This window comes from Oceanobacillus sp. B139/18 (assembly GCF_055524595.1).
Window position 1 is genome coordinate 486,260 of record NZ_JBVFXI010000003.1, and the last position, 13,355, is coordinate 499,614.

Consider the following 13,355-nt stretch of genomic DNA (forward strand, 5'->3'; position numbering starts at 1 on the left):
GGAATAGAAAGGTCCAGTTCTTCATGATGAAAATTAGTCTTTATCAGTATTTATATTGATTGATTTTCTCTGTTAAATCCTCTGCCATCGTAGATAATGATTTGGCAGATGCAGAGATTTCTTCCATGGAGGCAAGCTGTTCTTCTGTAGAAGCTGCTACCTCCTGAGAAGATGCCGCATTATTTCTGGCAATTGAAGCCAGGTCATTCGCTGTGGAAGAAACTTCTTGTACCGCAGCTGCCATTTGCTCAGAGATGGCCATAACTTCCTCCATTTGCGGCTTAATATCCGTACTGGATTGGACAATTCCTTTAAATTTGTCCATCGCATCATCGGACACTTCCAGACCTTTATCTACATTGGCGGTTACTTGGGACATTTTTTCAACAGCATCCTTTACATCCTGCTGAATCCCTTGAACGATCGTACTAATTTCTCCAGCGGAGGTTTTCGATTGTTCAGCCAGCTTCCGTACTTCATCTGCAACAACAGCAAATCCTTTTCCATGCTCTCCGGCGCGGGCTGCTTCAATCGCTGCATTTAACGCGAGCAGGTTGGTCTGTTCAGAAATATCCGTAATGGCCTTCAGGATCGTGCTTACCTCATTTGAACGGGCCATTAACGAGGTAATATTGACATTTGTATTATCTACGGAAGATTGGATCGATGTCATTTGATTCAACGTATCCGTAACCGCTTTGCCGCCGATTTCTGCCTGATCGCTCATCTGGTTTACCAATTCTGCTACGTGAGAGGAACTGTCAACGATTCTGCTGACCCCTGTCGAGACTTCTTCTAATGAATTCGCACTGTCTTCTGTCCCATTCAATTGTGTTTCCGAGCTGGAGGATACTTCCTGAATAGCCAGAGACACTTGTTCAGATGAGTTTGTCATCTGGTCGGCATTCGCATTTAATTCTTCTGCAGATGCAGCAACCTGCTGAGCGTTGAATTCAACATCACGAATTAATTCTTTTAAGCTGCCCTGCATTTCATTAAAAGCGATGCTAAGCTCACCAATTTCATCCTTTGTTTTCACTTCAATTGATTGCGTCAAATCACCTGTGCTGATAATTTGCGCTTTTTCTTTCAATTCTTTGATTGGCTTCACGATGGAACGTACAATCACTGCTGTCACAGCCAGCCCAATCACAATAGCACCGGCTAATACAATCAATAATGTGTTAAAAACAGAAGCTGCCTCTGACTGAATTTCACTATAGTCAATCGTTCCGGCGATTTTCCATCCTGTTAATTCATTAGTTCCATAAACCATAATTTTATCGGTGTCTTGATAATTATATTCAAATTCGCCAGTATTTGATTCATAAAGATGATCATAGAAAGATTCATCTGTTTCATTGCCAATATCTACTGTCGGATGATAAATGAAATGCTGCGTTTCGTCTAATAGCATCGCATAGCCATTTTCACCAATTTGAATTCCTGACGCTACTTCCTGAATAAAATCAATCGATAAATCGATACCGACAACGCCTGAACCATCCTCTAATGCTTTCGAAACGGTAACGACCATGTCACCATCTGCTCCCGCTGAAATATAAGGCTCTGAAATAATAATTTCTCCCGTGCTCTCCATTGCTTCTATGTACCACGTACGTTCACGCGGATCATATTCTCCCTCTATCATATCCGTTGACGCTTCCATAAATGCTCCGTCCTCAGAACCGGCATAAACGGATACTACCTCATCATGCAGGTTAAAATATTGATCAAAAGATGCAGCTATCTCCTCGGATTCGTTATCTACCGATTCACCTTGAATCTGTCCCGCTAATACTTCTGCATCTCTGCTCTTTAAAGTAAATGTATTATCAATAGTTTGATTCATAATCGTGATAATTTCTTCTACTTGGTTCTCTTGCTGCGTCTGTAATGTATTCAAAGAGCTGTTATACGTCATAAACCCAATGACAACGCCCGGAATCAATAACATACAAACAAATGATACAATTAACTTAAATCGAATTCCTGTATTCTTCATGGTTGTCCTCCCCTACTGCTAAAAATGCTTCTATACTTATCTATCGGCAAGAAAATGATAATTTGAATACTTTTTTCGTTAATTAGTCCTGTAAATATTTTTACAATTATGTTTAATTACCTAAAAAATGACATAAAAAAAGTGCAGCAATTTCTCACTACTGCACTTTTTTATTAAGGTAAAAATTAATTCAGTTTAAGGGTTTCTTCTTAAGATAGTGTTAAAACCTTTAATATTTATACTTTGACACTTTCTCCGATAAATCCTCTGCCATGGAAGAAAGTGATTTCGCAGATGCCGAGATTTCCTCCATGGAGGCAAGCTGTTCTTCAGAAGATGCGGCTACTTCCTCAGAGGATGCGGCATTATTGCGGGCGATGGAAGCCAGATTATTCACGGTTTCCATTAACTGCCCAACTGCGGCAGACATTTGTTCTGAGATGGCAGTTACTTCTTCCATCTGCGGTTTAATGCTTTCGCTGGAGCGGAGAATTTCACCGAATTTATCGATGGCATCATAGGATACATCCAGTCCGCTGTTGACATTGGAGGTAACCTGCCCCATTTTATCTACTGCATTCTCAACGTCTGTCTGGATTCCTACAATGATTTCCCTGATTTGCGTAGCGGAAAGCTTCGACTGTTCAGCCAGCTTTCGCACCTCATCTGCCACAACTGCAAAGCCTTTCCCATGCTCTCCTGCCCGGGCTGCTTCGATTGCTGCATTTAATGCGAGCAAATTCGTCTGTTCTGAAATATCGGTAATGGCATTTAAAATCGTGCTGACCTGCTTCGACCGTTCTAATAAGGATGAAATATTTTCATTGGTATTTTCGACAGATGATTGAATCGAGGTCATCTGATTTAATGTGTTGCTCACAGCCTGTCCGCCGACCTCTGCCTGTTCATTCATTTTTTGCACGAATTCCGTTACTTGGGCAGAGCTTTCAACGACTCTGTGCACGCCTGTAGACACTTCTTCCAGCGAATTCACTCCATCTTCCGTACCGCTTAACTGATGCTCTGCACTGGAGGATACCTCTTGAATAGCCAGGGAAACCTGCTCCGATGAGCTTGTCATCTGATCAGCATTTGCATTTAATTCCTGTGCAGAGGCGGCTACCTGCTGCGCATTATATTCCACCTCGCCAACCAGCTCCCGCAGGCTCTCTCCCATTTTATTAAAAGCAGTGCCCAGCTCGCCAATCTCATCATTTGTTTTGACTTCCACAGACTGCGTTAAGTCTCCCGTACTGATGACTTCTGCTTTTTCTTTTAAATCCTTGATTGGGCGGATAATCGAACGAATCAGAAATAAAATAATGACTGTTCCGATGACTATCGTCAGAGCCTGTACAATGGTAACCGGTGTAGAGATAGACCTGGCTGCAGCTTCTACTTCACTTTGGTCAATGGTTCCTCCCAATTTCCAACCCGTTAAACTGTTCGTATCATATACCATAATTTTAGACATATTGTTGTAATCATAGTCAAACGTCCCAGAATCATTTCCATACATATTCTGATAGAAAGCTTCTTCTGCGTCTTCTCCAACTTCTGTTTCCGGATGATAAATAAAGTTTTGATTCGTATCCAGCAGGATAGCGTATCCATTTTCTCCTATGCTCATTTCTGATACAAGCTGCTGAATAAAGTCCATGGATACATCAATACCGATGGCTCCCGAACCATCTTCCAGTGCTTTCGAAATACTGACCGCTATCTGCCCGTCCCCGCTTGCTGTCAGGTATGGATCAGAAATAATGACTTCTTCCGGATTTGCCATGGCTTCCAGATACCAGTCACGCTCTCTTGGATCGTAGCCTTCCTCCATCTCTAAGTCCGGCTGCATATGGTAATCGCCGTCTGTCGTTCCAAGATAAAATTCCGGAGCCTCTTCATGAATCTCTATGTACTCAGACATTCTTCGATCTAATTCGTCAGTATCTTCTATGACGTCGGCTGTAATTACGCTTGATAAGACTTCCATATCCCTCTGCTTCAGATCAAATGTATTATTGATTGTCTGATTTATCACCGCAGTTAATTCCTGCACCTGATCCCGCTTCTGCTGCTCTACAGTATTTGTTGAAGTAAAAAATGACATCGTACTTACGATTATTCCCGGGACGAGTAGTATTAAGAAAAAAGATAAGACTAACTTAAACCGGATTCCTTTGGCTTTAAATAATTTCTTCATTTTTTCATCTCTCCTAATTGTCTATAATTATTTATCGGAAGAAAACTGAAAAAATGTATCTAAATACAATAAATATTATAAAATATTTTTACTAATTCCATTAAAAAGAAATAAAAGGAATATAAAGTAAATTTATCATTCTTTTAGAATCAAATCATAAAATAAAAATAACCCTTTAACATTAAATCAAAAAAACTAAATACTTCTTATAAGATAAAAGTTCCATGTATGAAAGATTGATTTTAATAAAATATCCATGATTTCCACAGGGGGAACACACCTTATTACCTATTAACCTTTTCATTTATAAAAGTACTTTCAACCTAAAAATTATAGCTGTATTTCATTTTCATTTTCCATACTAGGAATTCTGAAGCATTTTTTCTATTTTTTGTTAAAAAAAGAAGGATTTCTCGTTTTAAAGTTTATATAGTTGGGGATAAATAAAATATAGAAAGGAATGATTTTTATGCTAAGCTTTATTTGGAGTCTAATTGTTGGTGGAATTATCGGCTGGGTAGCCGGATTAATAGTAAGTAAGGATTTGCCGGGCGGAATCATCGGAAATATTCTTGCCGGTTTCATTGGAGCCTGGCTCGGTACTGCGATTCTTGGAGAACTAGGTCCGGAAATAGGCGGGTTCTCTATCGTACCTGCTTTAATTGGTGCGATTATCCTTATTCTTATTGTCAGTTTCATCATGCGACTATTCCGCCGTTAAGGACCGGATTCTAAAAGACGATACAGAGGAATGGGTGAACATAATTGAAGCAGCTGCATAAGTTAGGTATATAGCTTATGTAGAAAAGAGGAATGTATATGCACTCTGACCCAAATCATGGGTATTCTCATGCAGATGAATATCAGGTGATGGATTATCAGCATCCGGATCAGTTTGATATAACTGCTTCACCATATAATGCATACCCGGGACAGCCATTTAATCAGCATGCGCCAGAACAGCGTGCGTTCTTTTTCCCGTTCATCGGCGGATTAGCCGGCGGTTTATTGGGCAGCGCTTTTAGTCCTGGCGGAGGCCCGGGATATTATGGTCCTCCCGGGCCCCCCGGACCTCCAGGACCGCCTGGGCCAATGGGATATTATGGTCCGCCGGGTCCGCCTGGCCCTCCTGGACCGCCCGGACCACCTGGTTATTATAACGGCTACCCCTATCCACCGTACTATTAGAAAACAGAAAAAAAAGAGAGAAGAACGGCATAAATTTCAACCGTTCTTCTCCTTTTTTTATTCTATCCTTCCTCTATAAAATCATCTCGCAAAGCAGTGATTTCTTCCTCTCTCAAACCAATCACTTTCAGAAAATCAGCCGCACTGCCATATTCTTTATACAAATAGTCCAAAAACGCTTCCATGTAAGCAGGTTCACAGCTCAACATCGCTTTAAATTGATTCCGTGACATCAACGGCGGACGATGATGAAGCTCTTCATCCGTTATCTTCTTATACTCGCCCGTCAGCGCATAATCCTTCACGATAATATCTCTTGGCACGCCTGCTAAATCTAATAAAATAGCGGCCAGGACACCTGTACGATCCTTTCCGACCCGGCAATGGAACAGAACCGGATTTCCTTTATTCTCAAGAAAAATATCCATGATTTGTTTAAATTTCGGCTTGCTGGTCTCCAACATCAAGATGTACATTTCCACAAGACTTTTCGGCATTTTAGTCGTAAATGTAGCCGGGTCCAGCAAGGGGATATTATAAAAATCATAACGTGCTTTATCCTCTTTTCGATATTTCCCTTCCATGCTCATGCGTAAATCAATAACAGTATGAATGCCTCTTTCCTTTTGCAGAAAAGCATGCCCCTCAGGGCTCACCTGATGCAGAGAATCTGCCCGATAATACTTTCCCCATTTTGTTTGCTTGCCATCCTTCGTTGGATAGCCTCCCAAATCACGAATATTTTGTGTTCCATCTAATGCAATATGTCTTTCCGGATTAAACAATAAAGTTTCTGTTGTCACGCTTCTGCCTCCCCTTTAGTCACAAACCTTACCCTTCTATTATCTTCACATACACCGTCCGTGTTCTCGGCCCGTCAAATTCACAGAAATAGACACTCTGCCATGTTCCCAGAATCAGATGACCGTTGGAAATAATCAATGTTTCGCTGGCACCGACAACCGATGATTTCATATGTCCGTCCGAATTGCCTTCCATATGGACATAGGCTTCTTTATTTGGAAAGGTTTCGTTCAAGCCAAGCGATAAGTCACGCCGTACATCCGGATCAGCATTTTCATTAATTGTAATTCCGCCGGTCGTATGCGGACAATATACCAGCATGATTCCTTCCTGCACACCGCTCTGGTCTAAAATTTCCTCCAGCTGGCTATCCAAGAAAACAAATTCCTGCTTCTTCTTTGTTTTTATTTGAAATTCGATTGCATTCGTAGTCATGTCCTCCACCTCTTCCCATAAAAATCATTCTATCATGCGTTCTTTCAAGTATAACCCTATCTTAACGAAATATGGACAAACCAACAAATAATTAGGTAGTTTTGAAACATAACCCCTTCGTAAATCGTACAATAGGGTATAGGCTTTGTATGCTCTTCCATTCATTTGAGATAAACACATAATTTATGAAAAGGGTGATGATGTTGCGCAAAACATACATAATTCTGGCTGGTTCAGCCTTTTTTCTCCTCTCTGCCTGTTCGAGTCAGGAAAGCACAGCAGAAGAGAACGCAGAAGAAGTGCTTCAGCAGTTGCAGGAGGAGGAATATCAGCAAATTACCGACCAATATTTCTCCGCAGCACTGCAGGATGCATACCCTGCAGATGAATTACGGCTGTCCTGGGAAGCTAATCGCGGAAGTACATTTGAAGAAATTAACAATCTGGAAGCAACCGCAGATGATGACGAGACAGCTGTTTCCGGTGAAGTCATTTTTGATGATGCACGAATGGAGGTAACCATGGATTGGAATGAAGAAGAAAAACTGGAGAGCTTACAAATAGCGCGCCCAATGGAGGATTTAGCCCTCCCTGATGCTGCAGTGGAAGAGGATATCACAATAGAAGCGGAAGACGGCTACCCCCTAAATGGAAAATTGACCCTGCCCGATGAGGAAGGCGGACCATATCCAGCTGTGGTGCTTGTACATGGATCTGGTCCAAATGATATGGATGAAACTATTTTTAGCTACAAACCCTTTCAGGATATTGCTTATGGATTAGCAGAAGAAGGAATTGCGGTGTTACGTTATGATAAGCGTACGTATACACATGGAGAAAAAATGGTGGAAGAGCTGGGAGCGGCACTGACCGTTAAGGAAGAATCGGTGGATGATGCTGTGGAAGCAGCCCGCATGCTGCAAGCGGACGACCGAATTCAGACGGATCAAGTATACATCAATGGACATTCTCTCGGGGGAATGCTGGCGCCGCGCATTGACGACGAGGCAGATACAGCTGGCATGATTCTTTTAGCAGGCTCTCCCCGGTCATTATGGGAAATCCTGTACAATCAGCAATTAGATTTAGCTTCTGATAATCTGAGTGAAGAAGCACGAGAACAGCTGCAGGAACAAGCAGATGCATTTAAAGAGCTTGCCGAAAGCTTTCAAGATATGTCTCCAGAAGAAGCCATGGAATATGACATTGGCGGAATGAGCGGATATTATCTTCAAGAAATGGATCAATACGATGTCGGCCAAATTGCTCTTGATTCCAATAAACCACTGCTTATTCTTCAGGGCGAAGCAGATTTTCAGGTCACCGTGGAGAATGACTTCGCTGCATGGGAAGATATTTTTGCAGATGAATCGCAGGCAACATTAAAAACCTATCCGGACCTTAACCATAACTTTATTCTATCCCAAGGGGAAAATAAAGGCACGATAGCTGAATACAATATTCCCGGTCATGTGGATGAACAGGTTATCAAGGATATCAGCGATTGGATTCATGAACAGGCGGAATAATACAGCAATAATTCCTGAACTCCACTAATCCGGTTTACAATTTGAAAGCCGGATTATAAAATGATATTATGATATTTTATTGTGTTATTCGGCAGGGGGAAAGCTTTTGTTAAATCAATCATTAATCAAAAAAATTATTATCGGCATCTTACTTATAGCACTAGCTGTATTTTTATATTTTTACTTTTCGGTATTTATACCTGTCCTGCTGGCATTATTAACAGCAATTATTTTTGAACCGCTTGTGAAGCTGCTGCAAAAAGTATTAAAACAAGAAAAACGAATCTGGCCGGTTACCATTGTTTTTACGACCTTCGTGGTAGTGGCTTGCGGATTAATTTATGTCATGCTCACAAGTACCATCAGCCGTATCGTGGAATGGAGTTATAATGTTCCCAGATACGGAAGTGAAATTCAGACCATCATCACTGAAATTATTAACAGGTTCAATGATTTAATTGCTGATTTGCCGCAGCGTGATGCGATTATCAGTGAACTGGAACGTCAATCAGAACGGCTGTTAAACACAGGATATGACTTAGTAGAGAGTTTGATTGGCATGCTCGGTTCCTGGGTCCAATCCATTCCTAATCTGCTTTTTGTATCGCTTGTCTACCTGATTACTTTCTTTTTATTCAGTCTGGATCTGCCAAAGCTGTTCCAAGCTTTTTTCTCTCTGTTTCCAGAGACAACATCTACAAAATTAAAGACCTTCTTCCAGCGTTTAAAAACGGTTTTCTGGGGATACTGGAAAGCGCAATTCCTGCTTAGTGTAATGATTTTCATACTTACCTATGTGAGCTTATTATTTATCTCACCTCGGTTTGCGCTCTTAATGACCTTTATTATCTGGCTCGTGGACATTATTCCGCTGTATGTCGGTCCGGCATTAATTCTGGTTCCCTGGGGAGGACTGATGATGCTTATCGGCGACGTTCCAACCGGTCTGCAGCTGATGGTATTAGCCTTATTTCTCCTGGTCATCAGACGGATTACGGAGCCTAAGGTGCTCGGTGATCAAATGGGGCTCGCGGCATTGCCAACCGTTTTATCCATGTATTTTGGATTTGTCTTCTTTGGTGTGCTCGGACTTATTTTTGGTCCGTTTGTTGTCAGCGCATTTCAAGCAGCCCATGAAGTTGGCTTATTTCAATTCGTGAAGAAGAAGTCGATTGAAAAGGTAGAAGAAGAAAGTATATAGAACAAATAAAATCCGAATCTGTAAAAATCAGATTCGGATTTTTTATTATGGGGAGCCAAAACTCCCGCTGCGTAACGTTTCGTTTTATAAGCAAAGCCTCTGCTGTCTTATTTGATGATTTCATTTAATGCATGACCGACACCATTTTCTTCATTACTTCTTGTTACATGGTCTGCATATTCCTTTACTTCCGGTTCAGCATTATGCATCGCTACAGCTGTTCCTGCATATTCAAGCATCGAAATATCATTAAAATTATCTCCAATGCTGACCGTGTCCTTCTGCGGAATTTCATAATACGCTGCCAGCGCTTCTAATGCATTTCCTTTGCTGGCGTCCGGATGAGCAACCTCTAATTTTTGATAGCCCGAGGTGGTGATGGAAATATCCTCTCTGCCTTTCCAGCCTTCCGCAAGCTTCTCCAGCTCCTGGCGACGGAAGGACAAAATAAATACTTTATACGGATCCAATTCGGTTACTCCTGCTTCTAAGTAGTCATCTACTTCTACCATCCCATACTGCATATTTTGTATTCGAATAATATGCCCGGCATTTTCCTTTTCTTCCGGCGTATCAAACAAAGCTTCCTTCTCTTCTTCTAAAATCGGCTTCTTATCCTTTTGAATATAGACGCCTTTATTCGTATAAACCTCAAAATATAATCCTGCACTCGCCACCGTGTCCATGATTTCCGTCAGCTTGTCTGCAACAAGTATCTGGCTGCGGATAATTTCTCCATTCACACTGGTCAACGAACCATTCGCACAAATTAATGGAACCTCTAAATTCGCCGCATCCGCAATTTCCTGCATATCATGCAATGATCTTCCAGAACAAAAAGCAACGATATCGCCGTTTGCTTGTCTTCTATGAATCGCTTCTTGATTTTCTTCACTGATCTTTCCGTCTTCACTTAGTAATGTACCATCTAAATCAATTGCAATTAACTTCACGTGCTTCACATCCTTCCAGTTGCTATCTTACCATATTTGAAGCCATGTTGATTGCCCGGCCTGTTTTGATATATCTGTTCCGCTGTATTTCACACCTTACATACCTAATAACGTTGTTACAATCCAGCCGGAGCCATAGAATATCATAAATTGAACCCCGATTCCCACGCCAAGGAAACGATTCAATAATCCGCCGACCATTGCCATGGCAAACGTAACGGTAACACTCACCAAGCCGCCTTCATAGAACGCAAGCAAGGTAACCACTCCGATAAACATAGCAATAATGGCTTCCTGGTTAATATGCTTTAACACAAGAACCGTCGCTTTCCGCGCAAAATTCATCGAAAATGGATAGGCAATAACAGCCGCAACAATAATTCCAATCAACCCGTATAGAAGAAAATCCATCGGCTCCATTAACGTATGCAGATTATGGACCGGCTCTGTTGTAAATACAGGCGGCGCATTAAATAACGCTTGCGCCGGTCCGATTGCTACCGGACTAAGTGGAATTCCAAAGGCCACAAGCGGAATAATCGTCTCCGCAATATACGTTGATTCCGTTACCCCATTCATCGTAGAAAGGCTGGCCGTTGACTTCTTGTATTGTCCCTTTATCCTGGAACCTACCAGCTCTCCCATCAATGCGGTCATGCCGACAGGACTTAAAGCAAAGGTTAACGAAGATAAAAACGACGTCCCTCCAACCGCTGCTGTTTGTTTTTTCGTTAATACTTTAAATGGATTCGGAAAATATCCCGACCATGATTTCTTTTCTGGAGCTAATTTATATTCATTGGGCTGCTGGCGCTGAATCATCAGCCGTCCGCTTCCGGAGGTTGCTAATAAGATATCGGTAAACATAGGTCCAATTGCAATACCTAAGAAAAAGCTGATTGATAATCCGGTTCCCAGAATCGTGGTGCTGACCATATTCAACCCTTGAATTACAAGGGCAAGTGGGATAATCAAAATAATACTCGCCCAGCGACCTTTGGAAAAATACCCAATCAAAACAGCTGCTAATGTAAATATTAGCCCGGCATTCTCCTGAAAAAATTCTCCAAACTGGCTTAAGAATACAGCAAACGCCAAGGATACAGGAAGCGCAATAAATGCACCAATAATCCCGCCGGAAATCATTTTCCGCAACGCAATATGCGGCAGGCCGATGCGCCGCATAAAGTTCGCATGGTCCAGCATCGGCGTAGCCGTCGTATCTCCAGGAACACCCATTAATGCAGTAGGAATCGCATGCGTGAGATGCTTGGAAAGCACGGCAGCCATAAAAAAGGCAAAAACAGCTTCCGGAGGTGCTCCCAACAGCACTACAATCAATGTAGCGGGAACAAGCACAGCGGTTTCATCGGAGCCGGAAATCAAGCCGATTGCCGTGAAAATCAGCCCGGCTACAATCGCTAATCCGATTGATATCAGTAATACATCCATTTTCGTTCATTCTCCTCTTTCAACTATTTCTTTTCTTTCTCATCGCTTTGCGTTTGCTCATCCAGGATAAACATCTCATAAAATCCTTGTTCCTTCATCTCTGCTGTGGTCACTGGATCATTCAAGATAGAGTCACGCTCCTCCTCCATATCCAGCTGCAGCTTCTCATATATTTCCGACAATTCTGCATTGGTAGACGCCGTTTCATTTAAAATCCGCTTCGGTTTAAATAAAAACGTGTTCACAAGCAAACCTGTTACACTGCCGACGATGCCTGACAATAGAGAATAAGACAGGATCATTTCTTCTGGAGCAATCCTCGGAAAAATAAGCTCTCTGCCAGCAAAAAAGCCAAGAAAGCTCAACACCACACTGATGGAGATTGTCATGATCAAGTCTTTTCCGACAACCGTATCACCAATGATTTCAACATAGGCTTGAGAACGTTTTTGTTCTGGTTCTTCCATCTTTTTTAAACACCCTTCTATTGAAAATATCTCTGAAACAATTATTTGCAGAATGAAATAACCTGATTATACTACACACAAGCTAATTATACTAGGAGTTATTAGCAGATACTAATCACAGCATAACTTATAACCTGGAAGGCTTATCACCCATATTATCTGTTATACTAATAGCTTTGAAAGTCGGTTATACCCGAATTAAAATACAGTGAAAAAGGAGCGGTTTTTATGAAGCTGGAAACAGACAGACTCATCATTACCCCTTGTACAGAACAGACAATGACTTCAGACTATCCACGCGATCCTCATATTATCCAGCATTTACATGCATTAAAAGAAGACCCTGCTCTCTTATATTGGGGTGTTTGGCTTGTAAAACGAAAGGCAGATGACAAAATAATTGGAGATATGGGGTTTAAAGGAAGACCAGATGAAAATAAAACGGCAGAAGTTATGGATTTCTGGAAAGCTGTTGGAATAAGGGCTACGCAACAGAAGCACTTGCCGCTTTATTAAATTGGGCAAAACGTACTGCCGAAGTTGAAAAAGTTATAGCCGAAACACGTTTGGATAACCCCGCTTCCATGCGGGTGCTTGAGAAAGTGAATATGAAAAAAGAAAAGCAGACGGAATCGATGCTTTATCGGGAGTTGGATTGGGAAGATATTCATTGACATAATCGCTTCATATTCCATAAAAAAAAGGAAAGCACCTTATTGCAAAGTGCTTTCCCTCAAATTTTTTCTATTAAGTTTCTACTATTCTACTACAGTCACATTAACTTCACGCACGCCCCAGTTAAGAGCCTCATCACGTGTCGGAACATGAACATCGATTTTATTACCGTTAATTGCGCCGCCGATATCGCCCGCTACTGCATGACCATAGCCTTCAACATATACTTTTGTACCTAGTGGAATTACACTTGGATCAACAGCAATTACTTTTTCATTCGGGTTTGCGTTTAAGTCAATTCCGGTTGATGTAACACCAGAACATCCTTCACAGTTAGCTGTATATGCGGTAGAAGTTACAGAGATTGTTTCACCGCTAGCTTGTTCTTGTGTGTTGGTTTCCGTTACAGGTTCCTCATTTTCTGAGGAGTTCACAGCTTCTGCTTC

The 13,355-nt window shown here is 41.6% G+C and carries 12 protein-coding genes and 1 pseudogene; 5 read left to right on the forward strand and 8 right to left on the reverse strand.

The features are described 5' to 3' along the window. Positions 1-43: 43 nt before the first annotated feature. On the reverse strand, positions 44-2,005 hold the full coding sequence (locus ACZSMY_RS12650; protein WP_465147842.1) for a methyl-accepting chemotaxis protein: 1,962 nt from the start codon (positions 2,003-2,005) through the stop codon (positions 44-46). Positions 2,006-2,234: 229 nt separating this feature from the next. Further along, complete coding sequence (locus ACZSMY_RS12655) at positions 2,235-4,205, reverse strand: methyl-accepting chemotaxis protein (RefSeq protein WP_455725977.1); 1,971 nt, start codon at positions 4,203-4,205, stop codon at positions 2,235-2,237. Between the two features lie 469 nt (positions 4,206-4,674). Between ACZSMY_RS12655 and ACZSMY_RS12660 the strand changes: the two genes are divergently transcribed. Both ACZSMY_RS12660 and ACZSMY_RS12665 read left to right on the forward strand, forming a co-directional pair. Then, complete coding sequence (locus tag ACZSMY_RS12660) at positions 4,675-4,926, forward strand: GlsB/YeaQ/YmgE family stress response membrane protein (protein WP_042529881.1); 252 nt, start codon at positions 4,675-4,677, stop codon at positions 4,924-4,926. A 98-nt stretch (positions 4,927-5,024) separates the two neighbouring features. Beyond that, a complete protein-coding gene (locus ACZSMY_RS12665; RefSeq protein ID WP_042529879.1) occupies positions 5,025-5,393 on the forward strand; it encodes a hypothetical protein in 369 nt (122 codons plus the stop codon). A gap of 62 nt (positions 5,394-5,455) precedes the next feature. On the opposite strand, the gene ACZSMY_RS12670 is transcribed toward ACZSMY_RS12665, so the two are convergent. After that, entirely contained in the window at positions 5,456-6,196 is a 741-nt protein-coding gene (locus ACZSMY_RS12670; protein WP_193064875.1) for a tyrosine-protein phosphatase, read from the reverse strand. A gap of 28 nt (positions 6,197-6,224) precedes the next feature. Then, on the reverse strand, positions 6,225-6,632 hold the full coding sequence (locus tag ACZSMY_RS12675; RefSeq protein WP_042529877.1) for a secondary thiamine-phosphate synthase enzyme YjbQ: 408 nt from the start codon (positions 6,630-6,632) through the stop codon (positions 6,225-6,227). Between the two features lie 203 nt (positions 6,633-6,835). On the opposite strand from ACZSMY_RS12675, the gene ACZSMY_RS12680 reads away from it, so the two are divergent. Together ACZSMY_RS12680 and ytvI are read left to right on the forward strand one after the other, a co-directional pair. Then, the gene (locus ACZSMY_RS12680; protein ID WP_332094421.1) at positions 6,836-8,161 is read left to right on the forward strand and encodes an alpha/beta hydrolase; all 1,326 of its coding nucleotides are present in this window, start codon (positions 6,836-6,838) and stop codon (positions 8,159-8,161) included. Between the two features lie 106 nt (positions 8,162-8,267). Beyond that, complete coding sequence (gene ytvI / locus ACZSMY_RS12685) at positions 8,268-9,362, forward strand: sporulation integral membrane protein YtvI (RefSeq protein ID WP_042529875.1); 1,095 nt, start codon at positions 8,268-8,270, stop codon at positions 9,360-9,362. Between the two features lie 107 nt (positions 9,363-9,469). Here the strand turns inward: ytvI and ACZSMY_RS12690 are convergent, their stop codons facing one another. From ACZSMY_RS12690 to ACZSMY_RS12700, 3 genes are all read right to left on the reverse strand, one after another. Next, a complete protein-coding gene (locus tag ACZSMY_RS12690; protein ID WP_455725981.1) occupies positions 9,470-10,315 on the reverse strand; it encodes a Cof-type HAD-IIB family hydrolase in 846 nt (281 codons plus the stop codon). Positions 10,316-10,411: 96 nt separating this feature from the next. Continuing rightward, positions 10,412-11,767: a tripartite tricarboxylate transporter permease gene (locus ACZSMY_RS12695; protein WP_193064879.1), complete on the reverse strand. Its 1,356-nt coding sequence runs from the start codon at positions 11,765-11,767 to the stop codon at positions 10,412-10,414. 23 nt (positions 11,768-11,790) lie between these two features. After that, positions 11,791-12,234: a hypothetical protein gene (locus tag ACZSMY_RS12700; protein ID WP_455725982.1), complete on the reverse strand. Its 444-nt coding sequence runs from the start codon at positions 12,232-12,234 to the stop codon at positions 11,791-11,793. A gap of 228 nt (positions 12,235-12,462) precedes the next feature. On the opposite strand from ACZSMY_RS12700, the pseudogene ACZSMY_RS12705 reads away from it, so the two are divergent. After that, positions 12,463-12,908, forward strand: a pseudogene (locus ACZSMY_RS12705) (GNAT family N-acetyltransferase). Positions 12,909-12,992: 84 nt separating this feature from the next. Here ACZSMY_RS12705 and ACZSMY_RS12710 read toward each other — a convergent pair. Continuing rightward, positions 12,993-13,355, reverse strand: a 363-nt coding sequence (locus tag ACZSMY_RS12710) for a 3D domain-containing protein (protein ID WP_465147843.1), incomplete at its 5' end; no start/stop codon positions are given.